The sequence below is a fragment of the Gordonia sp. SGD-V-85 genome, from assembly GCF_001456905.1.
In the GTDB taxonomy this organism is placed as follows: Bacteria; Actinomycetota; Actinomycetes; order Mycobacteriales; family Mycobacteriaceae; genus Gordonia; species Gordonia hongkongensis.
The window spans coordinates 328,674-348,972 of record NZ_LNQO01000003.1; the positions used below are offsets into that span (position 1 = coordinate 328,674).

Consider the following 20,299-nt stretch of genomic DNA (forward strand, 5'->3'; position numbering starts at 1 on the left):
GCAACGGGACTACACATGACAGCCCGGGTACAGCTCCGAGGTCAATCGGGGACGACGACCGCCCGGCCACGCAGTTCGTTCGAGGCCAACCGACGGTAGGCCTCGAGCCCGTCGTCGAGGGAGAACTTCTCGACGGCGACCTCCAGGACACCGTCGCGCGCGAGGTCGAGGACCTCGATCAGTTCGTGCCGCGCACCCCAGTACGGCGCCCGAACGGACACCTCGTAGGGCTGGGTGAAGAAGCCGACCTTCGCAGCGGCGACACCGTCACCGATGCCGACGATCACGACGTCGCCCAATGTGCCGACGATTCCCATCGCGGTGTCGATGGTCGGCTGCAAGCCGACGAAGTCGAATACCGCGGTGGCGCCGTCGTTTCCGGTGATCTTCCGGACATTCGCCACGGCGTCGGCATCGCTGAGAACGGTCTCGTGGGCACCCACCTCGCGTGCGAACGCAAGCTTGTCCTCGCTGAGGTCGAGGGCGATGATGCGCGCCGGGGTCAGATGGCGTAACAGCTGAATCCCGATGTGCCCCAGTCCGCCCGCACCGATGACGACTGCCGTGGTGCCGCCGACGAGCTTCGGTAGCGATGGTTTGATCGCGTGATACGGCGTGAGCCCCGCGTCGGTGAGCGGTACCGCGGCAATCGGGTCGAGATCACCGAGCGGAACGAGGTGCCGGGCGTCGTCGACGATCATGTAGTCGGCCATCGCGCCTTCGTTGCCGAGCCCGGGTGGAGTGATGCCGAGCTCGGCCGCACGACTGCAGTAGTTCTCGAACCCACGCGAGCAGAAGTGACAGACCCCGCAACCCCAGGGGCCGTAGACCGCCACCGCGGTTCCCTCGGTCAGCGACGTCACACCGCTTCCGATCTCGGCGACCACACCGGCTCCCTCGTGCCCGAGCGTCATGGGTAACGGATAGGGAAAACCCTCGGCGGGCATGTTGAGCACGAAATCGTCAGAGTGGCACGCACCGGCTGCAGTCACCTTCAACAACACCTGGCCGGGGCCGGGTGTCGGCTTGTCGACCTCGCGGAGCTCGGGCGGACTTCCTGGCTTGACGATCTGGATGGCTTTCATGCCGGACACCTCTCGGTTCGAGTCGTTTGCGTGCTCTCCCGCCTTCCGGTCTACCCGCGTATGGCTGTACGCGCATACGTCGGCGGGAAATGAGACGCGAATTCCTGCTGAACCGCGGCACAGGTGGACAAGCCGATCAGAAGCCGGGACGGACCACGGAGTTCGATGTCGCGGCGTGTCGGGTGCATCAAACCCCTTGGGGCAGAGTCAATCAGCCGAGACGACAGCCGGAGTCGGAAGAGGACCGGATGCACTCTGGAGTACGGGTGGACCGGACAACGCTGCGACTCCGGGTCACCATCGTCGCGACTGATTCCGCGCGGCGCACCGCACACACTGCCGGGTGGCCGGCAGGACTTCGAGGCGCTCGGCACCGATGGGTTCGCCACAGTCCTCGCACCGGCCGTAGGCACCCGCGCCGACCCGGTCCAGGGCGGCACCGATCTCGTCGAGCCGGACTCGCGACCGTTCCAGCTGCGCAACCAGATGGCCGCGTTCCACCGCGAGAGTCGAACCCTCCGGATCGTGCTCGTCGTCGGCCGCCGCGTCGCTCGTCGCCTCGAGCACCGCGGCCAGCCGGGACGACAACGATTCGATCAGCGCGGCGGTTCGTTCCCGTTCTGCGAGCAGCGCATCTCGCGACTCGTCGTCCTGGCTCGAGGTCACCGTGGGCCCACCGAAGTCGTCTCGCTCAGGTGCCGCAGAAGGTCTGGAAGCTGTCGCTGAACGCCTGCGGGGCCGGCGCCGCGTAGTGAGCCCATTCGGAGCGGCGTTCGAACGGATGCGTGACGGGATCCATCAGCCGCGTGAACGGTTCCAGATCGCCGTCGGTCGCGGCGCGCAGAGCGGCGTCGACCTGATGGTTGCGCGGGATGTACACCGGGTTCACGGTGTCCATCGTCTCGGCGACCGCAGCGGGCTCGCGCCCGAGACGGGCGAGTTCACGGCGCCATCGTTCCAGCCACGGACCGATCTGCGCGCGCGGCATGAGGCTGATGATCGGGACCTGATCTCCGCGGAGTTCGTCGGCCAGTGCCCGGAAGGTGCCTGTCCAGTCCGCGCGATGATCACGCATCAGGGTCAACAGGTCGGCGACCAGTTCGGGTTCGGAAAGCGCTTCTGTCAGACCGATCTTCGACACCATGCCGGTGGCGAAATGGTGTTCGTACCGCGCCTCGTACGTGGCGAGCACGTCCGACGCCGCAGCGATCGCCTCATCGGGTGTCGGGGCCATGAGCCTGAGCAGGGTTTCGGCGAACCGCGCCAGATTCCACTTCAGGACGGCGGGCTGATTCCCATAGGCGTATCGGCCCGCGTGGTCGATCGAGCTGAACACCGCCGACGGGTCGAAGGCGTCGAGGAAGGCGCAGGGCCCGTAGTCGATGGTCTCACCCGAGATCGTCGTGTTGTCGGTGTTCATCACGCCGTGCACGAACCCCACCAGCATCCACTGGGCCACCAGTGCGGCCTGACGTTCGAGTACGGCTTCGAAGAACGCGAGATACCGGTTGCCGTCGCCGGCCTCCGACGCTTTCGCGAGCTCCGGGTAGTGACGGCTGATCGCGTAGTCGGCGAGTTGTTGCGTCAGGTCGGTGTTCCGGATTGCGTACTCGAAGGTGCCGACACGGAGATGGCTGGCTGCGATCCGCGCCAACACCGCGCCGGGCTCGGCCCCGGTGCGCTGGATGTCTCGCCCCGTGGCCACGACCGACAGCGAACGCGTGGTCGGGATCCCCAGTGCGTGCATGGCCTCGCTGATCAGATACTCGCGCAGCATCGGCCCGACCACCGCGAATCCGTCGCCACCTCGGGAGAACGGGGTACGCCCAGAACCCTTGAGCTGTAGATCGACTCGTCGACCGCCGCGGTCGATCAGCTCCCCGAGCAGCAACGCCCGGCCGTCCCCGAGAAGCGGTGTGTACCCGCCGAATTGATGCCCCGAGTACGCGGTGGCGACGGGGACGGCATCGGCGGGCGCGGCCGCACCCGACAGAAGTGCGACACCGTCGTCGGATGTCAGTGCCGCGATGTCGAGGCCCAGGTCGTCGGCGAGTGACTCGTTGACGACGAGCAGTCGGGGGTCAGGCGTCTCGGCACCCTGCCACGGCACGGTGAAGGGCGTCAGCTCGTCGACGAAGGTGCGCTCGAAGCCGGTGATCGCAGCACTCGTGCGGGCGGGAGTATCGGGAGAGACGGACACCCTTCGAGGGTAACCAGTTTCCGGACCGGCAAACCGGCGGCGCAGAAGGGGCGAGGGAGGAGTGTCCACCTCACTCACCCCGGACGGCGATCAGGCCGCCAGCGCCGCGCCGCAGATGCCGCAGGCCTCGAAGTTGCGCCGGTTCCACCGGGCGATCGGGATGAAGAACACGCTGAACTGGCTGTATTCACGCATCCGCGCCCACTGGGTGGTGTTGTGGCAGCGGGGACAGGTGCGGGTCTGACCCGCACCGAGATGCTTCTGCCTACGGCCATATCCGAACAAGAAGAACACGCCGCCATCGTAGAGTTCGCGGCTCGCGGCGGCCGGTCACGCGCCGCGGTAGTCGATCACGGGCGGCGGACCATGAGGTCGTTCTCGGCTGTGAAACCGCATTGTTTGTACAGGTCTGTCGATGCTTCGGTCGGGTTGAGCACCACCTTCGCGTATCCACGGCCGTCCGCGGTCGCGACGGTATGCCGGACCAGTTCACGTCCGATCCCGGAACCGCGGAACGCCGGGCGGACGTACAGATGACCGAGATAACCCCATCGGCCGCCGGCGCCCTGCCGGGGACTCGGCATCCGGGCGTGTTCGGTCAAGCACACCATTCCCACGGTCATGTCGTCCGTGCCCGCGGTCCAGACCGTTCGTCGCTCATCGTCCAACCAACTCGCAACCGCGGCGGCGAAGGCGGTATCGCCAAGCCACGGCCCGACGGAGCGATCGTCTTCGTACGCCCACTCCCAGCGGAGCTCGGCCACAAGGTGGGAGTTCTGCGAAGGTTGAATTCGTACCGCGTGTCGACCGGTCACCCACCCAGGGTGACCGATGACGGTCGGCGGCTGCGCGTGCGGCACCGCAGAAACTCCGCGACCACCGCCGGCCTCGCGGAGAATGGACGAGGCCGGAGGTGCTCGCCATCTGTCGAGACGCATCGGGTCGGCGGGCATCGGTACGCTCGGTGGTGTCCGTTTTGTCGGCCTGACGTCACCGCCACCGGGCTGCGGACTCGCGAAACCGGAGGGAAGCATGGAAGCACTGATCCTGATCGCCGTCATCGTCGTGATCGTCGTCGGGGTGGTGGTGTTCGCCCAACAGCGTTCCGGCGCCAACGCGGCCCGCACCCTCGAGGACGCGAAAGCCGACGCACGACAGGTGATCGAACGTCTGGGCGGCCAGGTGTTCATGCTGGTCGGCGACGGCCCGGCATCGAAACAGGCGCTGGCCGACGCGGGGGAGCGATACACCGCGGCGGGGTCTCAGATCGAGCAGGCCAATTCGCCGGTGCAGGCGCGGCTGGCCAAACAGACTGCGATCGAGGGGCTCTACTACATCCGTGCGGCTCGGGCCGCCATGGACCTCGACCCCGGTCCGGCGATCCCCGAGCTCGACGGGCAGAAGAGTGCCGGTGCGGTCACCGAGGACCGGACTGTGGAGTTCGAGGGACGAAAGGTCGCCGCATCGCCCAACCCGTCGGAGCAGACGCCCAACTACTATCCCGGTGGCCGCGTCGCCGGCAGGCCGGTACCCGCCGGCTGGTACTCCGAGCCGTGGTGGAAACCGGCTCTGGTCGCCGGCGCCTGGGGACTCGGATCGATGTTCCTGTTCTCGGCGATGTTCTCCGGCATGGCGGGCGTCCCCTATGACGCGCAGTCCTTCGAGAGTGGCGCCGGCGACGGTTCCGACGGTGGCGCCTTGGAAGGCGGTGACTCCGGCGACTTCGGCGGTGGTGACTCCGGCGACTTCGGCGGGGGAGATTTCGGTGGCGGCGACTTCGGCGGGGGAGGCGACTTCGGCGGTGGCGACTTCGGGGGGTTCTGAGCGGCCGCCCTCCGAGTGACTCGGCTTCGCTTGCCGGGTGTCAGGTCGCCGTGGGTGCCGCGACGACGGACAGCAACCGGAGCTTCTCGGCACTCGCACTGCCCGGGGTCGCGGTGTAGACGAGCAGCGAATGCGAACACCGCGGGTCGACCAAGATCTGGCAACTCAGTTCGAGCAATCCCACGTCGGGGTGCACGTACCTCTTGATCTCGCGAGGAGCTATACCCACTTCGTGCCGTGCCCAGATCTCGCGGAACTCTTCGCTCTCGCCTGTGAGCCGTTCCGCGAGCGACGCCGCATACGACTGCGGGCCTCGTAGCGCAGCCACTCCTCGTAGTCCGGATACGTACATCCGTGAGTAGAAGTCGTGGTCGTCGGTCGGATGCAATTGGCGAGCCCGGGGATCGGTGAACCACCGATAGCCGATGCTCCGCGCCGGCCCGTCGAACCGCATGAGGTCGCCGACCAATGCCACCCCGAGTCGGTTCTGGCGCAACGTCTCACCGAGTTCGGTGACGATCTCGGCCGGGGTGTCGGCGAGTCGGTCGAAGATCCGCATCATGCCCGGGGAGATGTGCTCGCGGTCGGGTCCGCGCACGGGCGGCCGGTGGCCGGCGAGGTGGAACAGGTGGTCTCGCTCCTCGACGGAGAGGTGGAGGCCCTGTGCGATGGCGGCCACCATTTGTGGCGACGGCTGCGGGCCGCGCTCGCGTTCGAGTCGTGAGTAGTAGTCGGCGGATATGTGACACAGGGCAGCCACCTCTTCGCGACGGAGTCCACCTGTGCGACGGCGCTGCCCGCGAGGCAGTCCGACGTCCTCGGGCTGAAGGGCGGCACGCCTCACCCGAAGGAAGTCAGCGAGACCGGGTCGATCGATCATTCGGCCATTCTTGCGCGCCCGGAACCGCGGAGCCACGGATCGACAGGCCGTGGATAACGGTGCGGACCGACACAAGACTGGAAGCGGGAACATTCCGAGTCCGTCAGGAGCTCCGCATGACACGAAACAGCAGATACAGCCTGTCCATCCCCGATCTCACGGGCCGTCGAGCGGTCGTGACCGGCGCGAGTGACGGCATCGGGTGGGAGATCGCGAATGCGCTCGCCGGCGCCGGTGCGGAAGTGGTCGTGCCGGTGCGTGATCCGAACAAGGGGGCGAGGGCGGTCGAGCGCATTCGTGATCGTCACCCCGCCGCCACACTCACGATGGAGGAAGTCGACCTGTCATCGATGGCATCGGTCGAGGCGCTTGCCGGCAGGCTCCGGGCGGACGGCACACCGATCGACATCCTGATCAACAACGCCGGGATCATGACTCCGCCGAAACGCCTGACCACAGGCGATGGATTCGAGGTCCAGTTCGGCACCAACCACCTAGGACACTTCGCCCTGACCGTCGCGGTGCTTCCGCTGCTCCAGTCCGGGAAGGCACGGGTGGTCTCGCAGACGAGCATCGCGGCAAAACGAGGCTCGATCAATTGGGATGATCTGAACTGGGAGCGTCACTACGACGCAATGAAGGCCTACCGCCAGTCCAAGATCGCGTGCGCGCTGTTCGGACTCGAACTCGGACGCCGAAGCCGCGCTGCCGGTTGGGATGTGACGAGCGTGATCTCCCATCCGGGAGTCGCCCCGACCAGCCTTCTCGCCGCTCGTCCTGAGGTCGGCAGGACCGCGCCGACGAGCGGCCGGCGGGTGATCGAGTGGATGTCGCGGCACGGCGTCGGTGTGGGCACCGTCGAAACCGCTGCCCTCCCAGCACTGATGGCGGCGACGCAGCCGGAGACGCCCGATGATGCGTTCTTCGGACCACGGTGGCCCGGTGACGCCGGCGGGCCGCCCGGATTACGGCAACCCTGGCAACCGTTCCGTGATCGCGAAGCGGCATCGCGTCTGTGGGCGGTGTCTGAACAGCTCACCCGGGTGACAGCGGGCTGAAGACGGGCCTCCCGGCGCCGATGTGCGATCGTCAAGTGGTGTGTGCCACCTGCGGACCGAAGTCGACGCAGGTGACACACCGGCAATGAGCACTTGTGGTGCTTTCCACTTGAGGTCTGAGGGACGCCCGGTTCAGGGGAAGAGCGTCAGGAATGTCGCTGCCGAGGTCGCGCACAGCAGCGCCGCGATCGTGACGCCTGCATACGCGTGATCGGCAATCGGGGTCTCGCGTGCCTTGACCGACGATGTGCGTGTCGGGGTGCTGGCCTCTGTCACAAGTTGTCCCTCCGAAGACCCGTTACCTTCCCCGAGAACATTAGGGCCGCGAACGTTTCGCAGAGACCCGGCGGCGACGTTCGAGGCCACACCGATGCGAAGGGTAACGAAACGATAACGGTCATAGCTACTAGGTTTGAACTGCGCAAACGGCGAAGCGCCAATGGCGCGACGCAGGGATGGGTAACGTTGATTCGCACGCATGTGCGACAATGGCGCGGTGAGTTCACAGACGAGGGCCGGCTTGAGTCCCGACGACCTGGAGTCGCTGTCCGCGGCACTCGCGGCCGGTAAGCGAGCCACGGTCTATCTGCGCGATGCGATGCCATCGCTGAACCTGGAGGCCGGCGCCTCGGCGCGAGTCGTGTCGATCGACGGTACGACAGTGACGGTGAGCCCGAGGGGCGTCGACGACCAGTTGCCCTTCGAAGCCGACGAACTGCGACGTCACCGACCGGAGGCCGCCACCACTGCGACCGCTGCGGTTCGTCGACGCACACCGGAACCGGCGCCCCCGAAGCCACAACCGACGTCGTCATCGAAAACAGATGTCGAGGAATCGAGTTCCGCCCGCCCGTCCCGAAAGGCGCGTCCTGCGACGGATGCCCCGCCGGGGGCGGCGGAGTCGGCGCCGGCGCCTGCGACGACCAGGTCGTCGCGAAAGGCCAAGACGCCGACCGCGCCGACCACGGTCACCATCACCGCGGCAGGGGAGAGCACGTGGACGCTGTCGGTTGCGGTCGGAACCAGAAAGCTGGCGAAACCCGTCGAGATCACCGCCGACCGGGTGGCCCGGGCGATGCGGGAGCTCGATGACGAGACCGCGATCGCCGCGGTCGACGCCGTCATCGAATCGGCCCGAACGGCCGCGCAACGCCGCATCGACGAGCTCAGTCAGGAACTCGAAGCCGCGCGGGCCGCGCTGGCCAACCTCGACGGGTCCGTCGACGACCAGCGCGGCCGCGCTCGCTGAGGAGCGCCCGGAGCTTGCGAGGGCGACCCCCTGCTCCCTGAGGAGCGCCCGGAGCCTGCAAGGGCGACCCCCTGCTCCCTGAGGAGCGCCCGGAGCCTGCAAGGGCGACCCCCTGCTCCCTGAGGAGCGCCCGGAGCTTGCGGAGGGCGCGTCACGAACGGCCCGTCAGGCCTGCCGGTCCCGGAACCGGTACATCGCGCGAATGTCTCGCGTGATCGCTTTGTCCCGCTTGCTCCGTTTGCTCGCCTGTCGGGCGTCGCCCCGAGCGGCCGACCACTCACTTTCCCTCAGCAGCTTGCGATAGCGTTCCAGCCGGCCGGCGTCGAGTCGGCGGTCCCGGATCGCCTCCTGTACGGCACATCTCGGCTCACTGCGGTGTTCGCAATCGCGAAACGCGCACTCACGAGCCAGCTCTTCGATGTCGGCGAACGTACGGCCGGCCGCCTCGGCGACATCCTGCACCCCGATCCCACGCAGGCCAGGTGTGTCGATGAGTACCTTGCCTCCCGGCAGGAGCAGCAGCTCGCGGTGCGCCGTCGTGTGCCGACCCTTTCCGTCGACCGCCCGAATCTCGTTGGCCGCCATCTGTTCACGACCGAGTAATGCGTTGGCCAGGCTCGACTTGCCGGCGCCGGACGAGCCCAGCAGGACGGCGGTGCCGGTCATGGTGGACTCGAGGAGATCAACGCCTGCGCCGGTGATCGTGCTCGTCGTCACGATGTCGGCGCCCGGAGCGACCGCGGCGACCATCGCCTCACCCGGAAGAGGATCGTCAACCAGATCCGACTTGGTCAACGCGATGATCGGCCGGGTGCCGGCGTCGTAGGCCAAGGTCAGCAGGCGTTCGACGCGACCGACATTCACCCTGTCCGCGACCGACACCGCGATGATCACCGTGTCGACGTTGGCGGCGAGCACCTGCCGTTCCGATGTCCGATCCGAACTCGCGCGCGCGATCGCCGTCCGGCGCGGCAACAGGTGCACGATCCGGGCCTGCCCGTCGTCTCGGCGCAGCACCACCCAATCGCCGGTGCACACGGACTGTTCGCGCTCCGCAGTCCGCCCGACACCGCGGATGGCGCGGACCGGACCTGATGCGGTGATGGTGTCGCACCCGCCGCGATCCACCCGCACGATGCGAGCTGGTAGCTCGTCGTCGGACGCGCGGTCGGTGTACAGGGTCGAGAAATGCTCGTCCCAGCCGAGAGCGGCGAGCTCGACGGGAAAAGACGAATTACTTGCAGAATTCACTGTTGGGGACTTTCGAGGAAAGCCCGCGACCCCAGGAGTCATCCGACTCGCAACTCAGTCGGTCGTGCGAGAACGGTGTTCGAGGATCAGCAACGGGCTGGAGGAACAGGGATGGTTCGGATGCTGACGATGCCAGCGATCTCGACGGCAACCATCGACTCACCTCCAGGTCTCGTGCTGCCCCCTCCGGACAGAGCGGCTCACGCTAACACCGTCCGGCGATGCCCACCACTCCTTTTTCTTCCGCGGGTTCGCGCTACCGGAGCCCCAACGCGGCGCCCTGCGCGAGCACCTCACGACGCGACGTCATCCCCAGCTTCGCCAGGACCGCGGACACGTGATGGTCCGCGGTTTTCGACGAGATGTACAGCCGCTTGGCGATCTCCGAATTCGATAGTCCCTCCGCCACCAGGCGGGCGACCTCGAGTTGCCTGTTCGTCAGGCCACCGGGGTTCACGCGTGTCGTGGGCCGAGGGCGCTGCGGGACGGTGGCGCAACCCCGTTCGCGCATCAACGCACGCGCACGATCGGCGGTACCCGCGGCGCCGAGTCCGTCGAGCATCGTCACACCACGGGCTGGTTCGTCGGAATCCAACCAGCACATCGCCGATGCGAACGGATCACCCGCGTCTGACCACCAGCGCGCGGCATCGGCGTGCCGACCGTCGAGCGACAATCGGTACGACGCCGCGATCGGCCCGGTCTGCGTCGACAACCCGAGCCTCGCACGCCAGACGGCGAGACTCCCTGAGCCCCACTCTGTTCCGTCATCGTCGAGGGTATGCGCCGCGGTGACCCGGGCGTCCTCGGTCCCGGTCATCCAACTGATCTCCGCCAGGGCGGTCAGGACCGCGAGCCGTCGGAGGGGTTCATCGATCTGGTTGGCGAGGGTCCAGGCGTTCTCGATCTCGTCGATGTCGAACGACGCGCCGCATCGGAGCGGCACCAGCACGGTGACCAGGAGCGGCCACAGCGTGGCGATCGGCATCCCGTCGGCGTCGATGACCGCCCCGGCGTCCTCGAGGGCTCCGTTCCAGTGTCCGCGGGTCAGATGCAGGCGACTCCGCACCGCGGTCTGCCAGTGGCGACAGATCTGGATGTCGCGCTCCACCGTGAACGGGAGACCCGCGTCGAGGATCCGGTCGGCAGCCCGGTACCTTCCCTGTTCGACATCGAGACTGGCCACCTGTGAATAGACGGTTGATGCGAGTTCGTCGAAGCCGAGGGTGCGGGCGGTTTCCATGTGATCGAGAAGTCTTCTGCGAGAGTCGACTTCGCCGGTGGACAGCGCAGCCGAGTCCGAGACGACCTTGTTCCACAGCCGCAGTTCCTCGTCGGATGCCGACGCGGTGTCGGCCAGCAGGGACGCCGTTCCCGACACGTCGCCCCGCATGAACGCGAGAAACGCGCGGTGGATCTGCGCCTCGCTGTACACCGCCGACGCCCCCGTCCCGTTGGCGATCTCCGCGGCACGACCCAGGTGCGATTCCGCGCTCTGCCGATGCGCGCTGTAGTACTCGTAGACCCCGACGGCCACATGTGCCGTGGCCAACCCGGTGTCGTCACCCAGTTCGGTCCACAACGGGAAGGTCTCGTTCACACTGGCTATCGCATCGCGCAGTCGGCTGACCATGTACTGCTCGTTGGCCAGCGCCAACAACAGTTCGGCACGCTCGCGGGCCGGAGCATTGACTTGGTGCTGCTTGGCGATCTCGTAGTACGCGACGGCCTCGGTGTGCGCTCCGCCGCGGATGGCGTCCTCGGCTGCGGCGCAGGCATGACGGACGGCGCGGTCGAAGTCCCGGGCGGCGACGGCGTGGTGGGTCAACACCGACGGGTGCACGGTGACCAGCTGCTCGAGTGCGTCCAGGAGCTGCGCGTGCAGATGGGCCACCCCACCCGGCGGAATCGTGGATTCGATTGCCCGACGGGCCAATTCGTGTCGGAAAAGAGTGCCGTCGGGCCCCCATTCCAGAAGTCCCGTGTCGGCGAGACGCTGCAGAGTGGGGTAACCGATCCGCAGGACCGGCAGCGCGGTGTCCGACACCCGTTCCGGCGACGCCGCAATCAGTTGAAGGGCTTCGAAATCGGCCGCGCTGACCTTGGTCGTCCGCGCCAGGACCGCATCGCGCACCGACGACGGGATCGGCAGGTCGGGTTCACGAGAGACCTCGGTCGCGAAATAGGGGTTGCCGCCGGTCGCGGCATGCACACGCGCGGGATCGAGACCTGTGCCCTCGACCAGCTCTGCGATCGCCGCGACGCTGAGCGGCGGCAGTTCGATCCGACAGACGTCTTCGGCGAGAAGTGCACGCGCCGCCGCCTGCGGTTCGAGATCTCGATGAGTCAGCAGCAAGAGCAGCGGCACCGACTCGATCCGGCGACACAAGAACCGCAGCACATCGGTCGAGGCGGCGTCGACCCAGTGCAGATCTTCCACCACCAGCAGCGTCGGCTCGGCGCCGAGATGGGCGAAGGCGGCCTCGCAGACGTCGGCCAGCATCATCGGCTCGCGGCCGATCCCGAGATCCTTCACCGGTCCCAGTGGTCGCGGGGTGTCGAGCGGATCGCAGGCCACCCGCAGGACGCGCACATCTGCAGCGGTCGCACAGATCTGCGCGACCAGCGTCGTCTTGCCCGCGCCGCTCTCGCCCGTGATCGAGAACGCCGAGCCGGTCGGGAACCGGGCAAATGCCGCGCTGATCTGCGACAACTGATCGGTTCTCTCCAACAGACGCACCGTCCGAGTGTAGGCCGCGAGACGGCCGAATAGGTGGGTCTACCCATTCAAGGGCAGGACGCTCGACGAAAGATGGGAGGTCCTCACCGATGTGGCCCGCATGCCCGGTGACCGACTGTTGTGGTGCGCCGGTACCGACATCGGTCACCGACGGCCAGTCGTCCCACCACATAGAATGGACAATCCAATGACGACATCCCTCTCCCCGGACCTCGTCTCGTTGCGCGACAAGCAGCAGAAGGTCTGGAGCAGCGGCGATTACAACCGTATCGCCGCGCTGACCGTGCCGGTCAACGAAGCGACCGTCGCCGCGGCGTCGGTCATCCCCGGCGACCGTGTTCTCGACGTCGCGACCGGCACCGGCCACTCGGCACTCGCCGCAGCCCGGCAGGGCGGCGACGTCACCGCGATCGACTATGTGCCTGCACTTCTCGACATCGCCCGCAGCCGTGCAGCCGCAGAGCATCTCGACGTCGACTTCATCGAGGCCCCCGCCGAGGTTCTGCCGTTCGGCAACGGGGCCTTCGACACCGGCATCTCGACGATCGGCATCATGTTCGCCGCCGATCACGAACAGGCGGCCCGCGAGCTGACCCGCGTCGTCCGACCGGGTGGGCGGATCGTCGTCACGAGCTGGACTGCGGACGGTTTCGTCGGCGGGATGCTCGCCGCCGTCGGCCGCCACGTGACGCCACCTCCCGGAGCTCGTCCCGCCACTCGTTGGGGCGACCAGGAGTACGTCGCCTCGCTGCTCGGTGACCGTGTGCAGTCGCTGGACTCGCACACTGCCGCGCTGACCGTGAGGTTCGTCGACGCGTCCGCGTTCGCGGACTTGTTCCTGAGCCATTACGGGCCGACGTTCACCGCCGCGTCGAAGCTCGACGACGACGGTGAGCAGGCACTCCGAGCCGATCTCATCGCACTCGCAGAGTCCCACGAGCGGCCGGTCCCCGGCGGGATCTCGATCGACTGGGAGTACCGCGTGGTCGAGGCGGTGCGGTCGTGAACGCTTCTCGCAGACACCGCAAGGTCATCACCCGCCTGGCTTCGGCGGTGGCGATCGCCGCTGCCGTCGGGGTGGCGGCACCGCTGGCGACGACGGCATCGGCAGCGCCCGCCCGCACGCCGGGCGCGACTCTGACGATCGTCGATCAGAACATCACCGGCGCCGGCAAGAACCGCATCATCATCCAGGGTCTGTATCCGATGACCCGTGCGGACGCCGTCGGGTTCGTCACCCACATCAACGATCGGGGCTGTGGTGGCATGCACTACATCGTGCTGGGAGACGACGGGAAGGAGCAGTACCTCTACGATCGCAACTTCCCGGGCACCTCGGTGAGCACCGACGGATTCCTGCGTGCATCGGACCGTGGACTCGAATATCTTCGCCAATTCGTGGTTCCCAGTTCGGTTCTCGATGAGGACCGGGACGGTGCCGACGAGGTGTTCGTCCGGGTCCGGTTCACCGACGGTGACTGCCGGGCGCGCGTCCAGACCACCAACGTGGTGGTCGGCAGGTTCTGACCCGACAGCCACCTGGCAGCGCCCACCCGACAGCGCCCACCCGGCAGCGCCCACCCGGGCTCGACCGGGTGGGCAAGTGCCGGACTACGTGCGGTCTGCGGGTTCGAGGTCGGTGTCGATACGCATGGCGGCCACCAGCTCGCGATAGAGCTCGTCGGTGGCGAGCAGGCTTCGATGGTTGCCGACAGCGCGCACCCGACCGGCCTCGAGGACGACGATCTGGTCGGCGTCCATGATGGTCGAGAGCCGGTGGGCGATCGTGACGACGGCTCCGCGGGTCGCCTGTCGTCGGATCCCCTCGGCCACCGAGGCCTCGGTGAGCCCGTCGAGCTGGGCGGTCACCTCGTCGAGCAGGAGGAGTTCGGGGTCCACGACCAGCGCCCGGGCGAGTGCGATCCGCTGCCGTTCCCCGCCGGAAAGGGTGGACGTGGTGACGTCGGTGAGGAGACCGTCCGGCATCGCACGGACCCGGTCATCCATCCGAACAGCCGCGAGTGCGCGCCAGACCTCGTCGTCCGAGGCCTCGGGTGCCGCATAGACGAGGTTGTCGCGCACGGTTCCGGGAACGAGCGGGGTGTCCTGTTCGACGTAGGCGATCCGGGCTCGTAAATCGTGAAGTGTCCACTGATCCAACGGTCGGCCGTCGAGCACGATCTCGCCGCGATCCGGCCGCAGGAACTTCAGGAAGAGGGAGAAGATCGTCGTCTTCCCGGCACCCGACGGTCCGACGATGGCGGTGTGCCCTCGGCGTGGAATCGTCAGGTCGATTCCGTCGAGCGCGGCGGGAGCATCGGGCGCGTAGCGGTACACCACATCGCGAAGTTCGAGCGCGGCAGCGGTCCGGTCGACACGGGCCGGCGCGGGCTCGGACACCGCGTCGTCCGATTCCGTTCTGAGATCCGAGATCTCGGAGATCCGAGCGGCAGCGGCAAGTCCGGACTGCAGTGCGGTGACACTCATGGTGAGCAGCGAGACCGGCATCATCAGCTGGAACCCGTAGAGCAGGAAGGCGATCAGGGTACTGACGGTCATCGAGCCGTCCGCCACGCGCCAGGCCCCGAACGCCAGCACGATCATCACCGCGAGGTTGATCCCCGCACCGGTGATCGTCCAGGCCCACGCCTCGATACGGACGGCCCGGATGCCTTTCCTCGCCGACCGATGCGCGAACTCGCCGATCCGGTCGGACTCACGTGCCTCGGCGCGACTCGCCTTGACGGTGCGGATCGATCGGAGAATCCCTTCCAATCGTCCACCCAGGTAACCGATCTCGGCCTGCGCGTCTTGCTGCGCCTTGGCGAGACCGGGCATCAGGACTGCTGCGGCGACACCGACCATGATGATGACGACCATCGTGGTCGCGAAGAGCGGGAGGTCCAGAACCGCCATGAGTACCAGCGCGCCGGCCATCCCCACGAAGCCGTTGACACCGTTGACGATGCTCGATGTCGTCGCTTCCCGGATCAGCAGAGTGTCGGAGGTGACGCGGGCGACCATCTCGCCGCTCGGTCTGCGAGCGAGTTCGGGGACCTCGACGCGGAGCAGGTGGCCGATCAGCCCGGTTCGGGTGGCCAGGATGATGCGTTCGGCCAGCGTGCCCAACATGATCGTCTGGATCAGCCCGATCACGGATCCGGCGACGAGCAGCACGGCCAGAACCGTGATCGGCGCCGTAAGGGACTCGGACACCGCGAGACCGTCGAGTACCCACTTCGTGACCAGAGGAGTGGCGAGTTCGGCAGCGGTGCCGAGCAACCCGAGGACGACGCCCACGGCAAGGACGCCCCGGTAGGGGCGTATGTAGTCCCAGAGGATCACGGGTTTGGCGCGCATGGGCATATCCGGGGTCTGCCCGGGATCGGCCGCGGTTGTCGAAGTCGTCATGGTGTGAGCCCTCCCGAGCGGAACATGCAAGCTCTACAATGACACATCGATGTCCCATTTTCAATCAAGTGTGTTGCAGAGACCCGAGTGTGGTGGATAGTCTCGGCCAGGTGAACGATGCGCCGGAACCGGCTGCCGTCTCGGGCGTGCGCCTGCGCACCCGACAGGCCATAGTGTCAGCCGCCATCGCGGCGTGGGCAACTGATTTCTCGACGTCCCTGGGCGACATCGCCGACCGGGCGGACGTCAGCCGCAGCACCTTGCACCGCCACTTCCCCGACCGTCAGTCTCTCGTCGATGCGGCGCTCGTCGAGGCGAGGAGCGTTCTCGAGCGGCAGGCGAGCGAAGCGGTCGACGGGTGCGAATCGGCTCGCGCAGCACTCGAATCGCTGATGCGGGTGATCATCGGCATCGACGACGTCATCGTGTTCCTGTTCGCCGACCCACACCGGTTCGACGGCCACCCGGAGTGGGCTGAGGAAGAGGACCAGATGCTTCCGGAGGTCCTTTCTCGGGCGCAGAAAGACGGTGCCATCGCCGGTGATCTCGAAACGAGATGGCTGGCCGGGGTGTTCTATTCACTCTGTTTTGTCGGTGCGGTCTCGATCGCCGGCGGGGTGATGTCGCGTCGCCGCGCCGCCGATGTCGCCGTCCGGACGTTCTTCTCCGGAGTCGGTGCCGACTGAGAAGCCGACGCACGCGTGGGCTTTGGGTCGGGGCAACACTTCTACCACCGATGAGTGTTGTATCGGGGTGGTGTCAGACCCTGCACCTACCGATCGGATGAGACATTGGGCAGCGTGAACGTACTGGCGTGCGTGGCCGCAGCGGTCGCCGCGTTCCTGGTGAGCGGTGTGTACTACGGCGTCGTGGGTGCACCCGCCGCGGCGGAAGTACACCGACCGACCTGGGCGACGCCGGTTGTCGAACTCATCCGCAACGCACTGCTCGTACTCCTCGTCGCCGGTCTGGTCGCGCAACTCGATCCGGATGCCACCGGTGCACTTCTGCTCGCCGCGGGGCTGTTCCTCATCCCGTTGGTACTGTTCGCGGGCGCGGTCTTCCACGAGGGAACGGCCCTGTCCGCGGCAGCTGTACACCTCGGGGATTGGGCCCTGAAGCTGCTCACCCTCGTCCTGATCGTGTCGCTGTGGCGGTGACGGTGGAATCGCTGTGGACCGCGCTTTCCCGTTCGCTACTCCGTGAGGAGGATCGGGGAACGGTTCATCGCCTTTCGGATCACAACCGTCCTGGCACGTGAGAACTCAGGCCGGCTCCAGGGCCCGCTTGGCCTTTTCCAGAGCGGCGAGCGTACGCAGCACCGAATCGCGCTTGGCGGTCAAGTCGCTCGCCTTGGCCTTGCCGCTCAGTCCGGGGTCCGTCTGCGCGACTGCCAGCCGTTCCTCGATCTCGGCGAGCTGCGCCAGCAAGGACTGCGCGCGGCTCATGAGCTCCTCGTGGTCGGGTCGGGAGACGTCCGCAGGGCGGGCGCTTCCGGCCCCGACGTTCTTGGCTTTGCGAGCCGTTGTGCTGCCGTCCTTGTTTGTGGTGGTGGACGCGGATCGTGTGACACCGCGCCGGCCGGACCGGACGCGCGGTGGGGGCTGTGTGCGGGTCCGATTCAGCACTGCCCAGGCGTCACGGGCCGCCACCCGGTGTTCGCGTTCTTCGTCGTCGTCCGACGTCATTGACGCGCCCAAGGGTCGCAGACCATAGAAGCCGACGAACTCGCGGGCCGCCGCTATGGTCTGTTCTGCCGCGCGGCAGCGCCCGCACCGCGGTTCGCCGCGGAGTTCGGCGATGTCGTCGCTGGATGAGCACCACACGCAGGCGTGGGTAGTGGAGTCGGTCACGATGGCGTCGGCAGCAGCGAAATTCACGGGTGAAAACACTACGGCACAATGTTTTTCATGCTGCGACCGGGCTTCGTCCAGCAGGCTCGGGCCGGGATTGCGCTGGTTGTTCCCGCGATGGACCACGTCCCGGCCTGCCGGATAACGGGCGCATTCGGTACGCATCACGACGATGGGACGTCAGCAGACATCGCCGAGCTGTTGGAATCATTCCGACGAGCGTCCCGTTGGTGCCACCATGCGAGCAATCACTTATGACCGCTTCGGCGGTCCCGACGTCCTGGAACTGACCGACCTGCCCACGCCCAAAGTCGGACCCGACTCCGTGCTGGTGCGCGTCCGCGCCTCCAGTGTGAATCCCGTGGACTGGAAGGTTCGCGAGGGCTATCTCGCCGAGATCATGGACACCGTCTTCCCGGTGGTCCCGGGCTGGGACGTCGCGGGAGTGGTCGAGCAGGTCGGCCTGGACACACCTGAGTTCCAGGTCGGCGACGAAGTGTTCGGTTACGTCCGTAAGGACGTCGTCGGTGGGGAAGTGGCGGGCGGGACGTTCGCCGAGTTCGTCGCCGCCCCGGTGCGCACCCTGGCACACAAGCCGTCGAACTGGTCCTTCGAAGAGGCTGCGGCGCTCCCGCTGGCCGGTCTCACCGCTCTGCAGACCATCCGCCGGGCAGGAGTTCAGTCCGGAAACACCGTGCTGGTTCACGCCGCCGCGGGCGGAGTCGGAACGTTCGCCGTGCAGATCGCCCGGTCCCTGGGCGCACGCGTGATCGGGACGGCCTCGGAGTCGAACCACGACTATCTCCGCAGTCTGGGCGCCGAGCCCACGACGTATGGCGAGGGCCTCACCGACCGGGTACGGGCACTCGAGCCCCAGGGTGTCGACGTCATCCTCGACTACGTGGGCGGCGACGCACTCGACTCGGTCGAGGACGTGTTGCGCGACGGCGGCACGGTCGCCTCGATCACCGACGCGCGGGCGCGCGACGAGTTCGGCGGCCACTGCGTCTGGGTGCGTCCCGACCCCGCGGATCTTGCCGAACTCGCCCGACTCGCCGACGCAGGCGATCTCACGCCGGAGATCGCGGAGGTGTTCGATCTCGCTGATGCCTCCGACGCGCACGAGCGGAGCCAGTCCGGTCACGTGCGCGGCAAGGTCGTCATACGCGTCGCGAGCTGATGACAGCACAGGTCATCTAGTCGAGGTTCGCCTCTGCACGTAGGTGCGTTCGACCCCGCTGGGCCCTCGCAGTCGGTCCCGCGTGCAGGTCGTCATCCAACACGACAGGCGGCTCGCGGTCACCGTGTGACCACCGATCAAGGCATCTCCATTGTCTGGGTGCGACGAATCTCGTCCACAGCTCGGGTCACGTACTCCATCGGGTCGACATCGGCACGTGCCGTGAGGTCGGTGATGACCACGAGGGCAGCGGCGGTGGTCTCGGCGTCCAGTAGGCCGGCGGACGGCAGCGCATCGGGGTCGGCGGTGTCGCCCACTCCCAACGCGCCGGTCAGCACGAGGGCTACCGCTGTGGGACTGACGGCGGAAGTCCACGAGGCGGCGGCACGGCTGGTGCTGGTCATCACCTCGGACACATCATCGCCGGTCAGCCCATCGGGGAACACGGTCTCGAGGAGTTCGCGCAGCATGAGCGCATGCACCTCCCGTGACTCGGGGTGCAACGCGAGAAGGTCGGTCGCGGCACCGAACGCCTCGGAGTCGTGGGCGCGCGCCGCGCGGATGGCTTCCCCGGTGGTCTGGGCGACCCTGTCCGCCACCGACGACCGGTCGGACCGTGACTCATTGTGCGGCATAGGAATTACCCTCCCTGTGGGTTCGGCAGCGAAAACTCACCGTCGGAACCGGTGGCGTTGGCGACTGCTGACGGCAGCAGTCGTTTGATTTCAACGGAATTCGGGTTCGTGTGCGGGCACACGCCCGGCGGACGGGGCGAACGGTGAACCAGACCGACCACAGGCATGGTAGGTCATCCTGGTCGCCGACTGTCACATCGCTCGACAGACTCCGGATGCTGTACTCCGACAAAGCCTGTCGGGTGGTTCGCCGCAACGCGCGGCCACACATGCGTTTCGTCACACGTGACGAAAGACAACATGCGGTCATGTTGACGACATAGGCAAGGAATCGGCCTAAGAGCGGCTAGCGTCGGGTTCGGCGGACAAGACGCCAAATTGTTCGTCACGCCTGTCGGCCGACTGGACGGCGCACGAGACGTCTGGATGTTCATCACGCCGGCCCGCTGCGCTGTAAAAGTAGGAACTCATCGGAACGTGAGGCAAGGTCGTTGCCGATGCGTTCGTCGGACGACGACATGGGTCGCGTCGCAGCTTCGAGGTTCAGCGGAGGTCCGGCACCTTGGCTGCTTAATTGGTAACGGGACGTGTTGATGTAGGGCGAGTAACTTAGCCCCGCGCGCGACCGGTCGTGTAAGGTCCGGCCGGGCCGTGGTGGGACACGGATCATTGGATGACGTCGCCGACGCGGTACACACAGCTAGCCGCAGCCCTACATTGGGGGAATGGCTAAAGACTGGAAAGATGAGGTCGCGCGAGCACGAGCTGCGCTTACTGTCGCGGCAATGCGTAGAACGTTGCTGACTTATAAAGAGCTCGGAACGGCGATCGGCATGAGTGGAGTCGAGCTACGCAATAGGTTGCCGCGCGTCCTCGACGCGTTGTCGGATGAGTGCAATCACGCGGGGGAGCCTTCCCTCGCAGCGCTGGTGG

Annotated in this window: 20 protein-coding genes; 8 read left to right on the forward strand and 12 right to left on the reverse strand. The window is 67.0% G+C overall.

The features are described 5' to 3' along the window. Window positions 1-41: 41 nt before the first annotated feature. The 5 genes from AS181_RS05345 to AS181_RS05365 all read right to left on the reverse strand — a co-directional run bounded on the left by AS181_RS05345 (window position 42) and on the right by AS181_RS05365 (window position 4,346). Window positions 42-1,085, reverse strand: a complete 1,044-nt coding sequence (locus tag AS181_RS05345) for an NAD(P)-dependent alcohol dehydrogenase (RefSeq protein WP_058250539.1) — start codon at window positions 1,083-1,085, stop codon at window positions 42-44. A gap of 294 nt (window positions 1,086-1,379) precedes the next feature. Beyond that, complete coding sequence (locus AS181_RS05350) at window positions 1,380-1,751, reverse strand: TraR/DksA family transcriptional regulator (protein WP_058250540.1); 372 nt, start codon at window positions 1,749-1,751, stop codon at window positions 1,380-1,382. Window positions 1,752-1,776: 25 nt separating this feature from the next. Further along, window positions 1,777-3,285 carry a protein adenylyltransferase SelO gene (locus AS181_RS05355; RefSeq protein WP_058250541.1) on the reverse strand — a complete coding sequence of 503 codons (1,509 nt, stop codon included), beginning with the start codon at window positions 3,283-3,285 and terminating at the stop codon, window positions 1,777-1,779. Window positions 3,286-3,375: 90 nt separating this feature from the next. After that, window positions 3,376-3,579 (reverse strand): zinc-ribbon domain-containing protein, encoded by a 204-nt coding sequence (locus tag AS181_RS24505; RefSeq protein WP_068972513.1) that lies wholly within the window; start codon window positions 3,577-3,579, stop codon window positions 3,376-3,378. Window positions 3,580-3,635: 56 nt separating this feature from the next. Then, on the reverse strand, window positions 3,636-4,346 hold the full coding sequence (locus tag AS181_RS05365; protein WP_331456746.1) for a GNAT family N-acetyltransferase: 711 nt from the start codon (window positions 4,344-4,346) through the stop codon (window positions 3,636-3,638). On the opposite strand from AS181_RS05365, the gene AS181_RS05370 reads away from it, so the two are divergent. Next, window positions 4,318-5,109, forward strand: coding sequence for a hypothetical protein (locus AS181_RS05370; protein WP_058250604.1), 792 nt, complete (start codon window positions 4,318-4,320; stop codon window positions 5,107-5,109). The genes AS181_RS05365 and AS181_RS05370 overlap by 29 nt on opposite strands. A 40-nt stretch (window positions 5,110-5,149) precedes the next feature. Here the strand turns inward: AS181_RS05370 and AS181_RS05375 are convergent, their stop codons facing one another. Next, window positions 5,150-5,989, reverse strand: coding sequence for a helix-turn-helix transcriptional regulator (locus tag AS181_RS05375; RefSeq protein ID WP_082652873.1), 840 nt, complete (start codon window positions 5,987-5,989; stop codon window positions 5,150-5,152). Window positions 5,990-6,105: 116 nt separating this feature from the next. On the opposite strand from AS181_RS05375, the gene AS181_RS05380 reads away from it, so the two are divergent. Beyond that, window positions 6,106-7,047 carry an SDR family oxidoreductase gene (locus AS181_RS05380; RefSeq protein ID WP_058250544.1) on the forward strand — a complete coding sequence of 314 codons (942 nt, stop codon included), beginning with the start codon at window positions 6,106-6,108 and terminating at the stop codon, window positions 7,045-7,047. A 132-nt stretch (window positions 7,048-7,179) separates the two neighbouring features. Here AS181_RS05380 and AS181_RS24900 read toward each other — a convergent pair whose 3' ends face one another. Then, window positions 7,180-7,323, reverse strand: coding sequence for a hypothetical protein (locus AS181_RS24900; RefSeq protein ID WP_156422431.1), 144 nt, complete (start codon window positions 7,321-7,323; stop codon window positions 7,180-7,182). A gap of 202 nt (window positions 7,324-7,525) precedes the next feature. Here AS181_RS24900 and AS181_RS05385 point away from each other — a divergent pair, with 202 nt between their 5' ends. Then, on the forward strand, window positions 7,526-8,296 hold the full coding sequence (locus tag AS181_RS05385) for a DUF6319 family protein (protein WP_058250545.1): 771 nt from the start codon (window positions 7,526-7,528) through the stop codon (window positions 8,294-8,296). A gap of 165 nt (window positions 8,297-8,461) precedes the next feature. Here the strand turns inward: AS181_RS05385 and rsgA are convergent, their stop codons facing one another. Beyond that, a complete protein-coding gene (gene rsgA / locus AS181_RS05390; protein ID WP_058250546.1) occupies window positions 8,462-9,547 on the reverse strand; it encodes a ribosome small subunit-dependent GTPase A in 1,086 nt (361 codons plus the stop codon). Between the two features lie 256 nt (window positions 9,548-9,803). Next, on the reverse strand, window positions 9,804-12,287 hold the full coding sequence (locus AS181_RS05395) for an AAA family ATPase (RefSeq protein WP_231742283.1): 2,484 nt from the start codon (window positions 12,285-12,287) through the stop codon (window positions 9,804-9,806). Window positions 12,288-12,474: 187 nt separating this feature from the next. Between AS181_RS05395 and AS181_RS05400 the strand changes: the two genes are divergently transcribed. Continuing rightward, on the forward strand, window positions 12,475-13,293 hold the full coding sequence (locus AS181_RS05400; protein ID WP_058250547.1) for a class I SAM-dependent methyltransferase: 819 nt from the start codon (window positions 12,475-12,477) through the stop codon (window positions 13,291-13,293). Then, the gene (locus AS181_RS05405; protein ID WP_058250548.1) at window positions 13,290-13,814 is read left to right on the forward strand and encodes a hypothetical protein; all 525 of its coding nucleotides are present in this window, start codon (window positions 13,290-13,292) and stop codon (window positions 13,812-13,814) included. The genes AS181_RS05400 and AS181_RS05405 overlap by 4 nt, the downstream gene beginning before the upstream one ends. An 84-nt stretch (window positions 13,815-13,898) precedes the next feature. Here the strand turns inward: AS181_RS05405 and AS181_RS05410 are convergent, their stop codons facing one another. Beyond that, entirely contained in the window at window positions 13,899-15,698 is a 1,800-nt protein-coding gene (locus AS181_RS05410) for an ABC transporter ATP-binding protein (RefSeq protein WP_058250549.1), read from the reverse strand. 110 nt (window positions 15,699-15,808) lie between these two features. Between AS181_RS05410 and AS181_RS05415 the strand changes: the two genes are divergently transcribed. Further along, entirely contained in the window at window positions 15,809-16,384 is a 576-nt protein-coding gene (locus AS181_RS05415; RefSeq protein WP_058250550.1) for a TetR/AcrR family transcriptional regulator, read from the forward strand. Between the two features lie 114 nt (window positions 16,385-16,498). Beyond that, entirely contained in the window at window positions 16,499-16,858 is a 360-nt protein-coding gene (locus tag AS181_RS05420) for a hypothetical protein (protein ID WP_223258902.1), read from the forward strand. A 105-nt stretch (window positions 16,859-16,963) separates the two neighbouring features. On the opposite strand, the gene AS181_RS05425 is transcribed toward AS181_RS05420, so the two are convergent. Beyond that, on the reverse strand, window positions 16,964-17,551 hold the full coding sequence (locus AS181_RS05425; RefSeq protein WP_175404278.1) for a hypothetical protein: 588 nt from the start codon (window positions 17,549-17,551) through the stop codon (window positions 16,964-16,966). A 238-nt stretch (window positions 17,552-17,789) separates the two neighbouring features. Between AS181_RS05425 and AS181_RS05430 the strand changes: the two genes are divergently transcribed. Next, complete coding sequence (locus AS181_RS05430) at window positions 17,790-18,731, forward strand: NADP-dependent oxidoreductase (RefSeq protein WP_058250553.1); 942 nt, start codon at window positions 17,790-17,792, stop codon at window positions 18,729-18,731. Between the two features lie 137 nt (window positions 18,732-18,868). Here the strand turns inward: AS181_RS05430 and AS181_RS05435 are convergent, their stop codons facing one another. Next, the gene (locus tag AS181_RS05435; RefSeq protein ID WP_058250554.1) at window positions 18,869-19,366 is read right to left on the reverse strand and encodes a hypothetical protein; all 498 of its coding nucleotides are present in this window, start codon (window positions 19,364-19,366) and stop codon (window positions 18,869-18,871) included. Window positions 19,367-20,299 lie beyond the last annotated feature (933 nt).

Coding starts and splice junctions, on each gene's coding strand:
- AS181_RS05345 (WP_058250539.1), bottom strand. CDS start 1,085: ATGAAAGCCATCCAGATCGTCAAGCCAGGAAGTCCGCCCGAGCTCCGC.
- AS181_RS05370 (WP_058250604.1), top strand. CDS start 4,318: ATGGAAGCACTGATCCTGATCGCCGTCATCGTCGTGATCGTCGTCGGG.
- AS181_RS05365 (WP_331456746.1), bottom strand. CDS start 4,346: ATGACGGCGATCAGGATCAGTGCTTCCATGCTTCCCTCCGGTTTCGCG.
- AS181_RS05375 (WP_082652873.1), bottom strand. CDS start 5,989: ATGATCGATCGACCCGGTCTCGCTGACTTCCTTCGGGTGAGGCGTGCC.
- AS181_RS05380 (WP_058250544.1), top strand. CDS start 6,106: ATGACACGAAACAGCAGATACAGCCTGTCCATCCCCGATCTCACGGGC.
- AS181_RS05385 (WP_058250545.1), top strand. CDS start 7,526: ATGTGCGACAATGGCGCGGTGAGTTCACAGACGAGGGCCGGCTTGAGT.
- AS181_RS05400 (WP_058250547.1), top strand. CDS start 12,475: ATGACGACATCCCTCTCCCCGGACCTCGTCTCGTTGCGCGACAAGCAG.
- AS181_RS05410 (WP_058250549.1), bottom strand. CDS start 15,698: ATGACGACTTCGACAACCGCGGCCGATCCCGGGCAGACCCCGGATATG.
- AS181_RS05430 (WP_058250553.1), top strand. CDS start 17,790: ATGCGAGCAATCACTTATGACCGCTTCGGCGGTCCCGACGTCCTGGAA.
- AS181_RS05435 (WP_058250554.1), bottom strand. CDS start 19,366: ATGCCGCACAATGAGTCACGGTCCGACCGGTCGTCGGTGGCGGACAGG.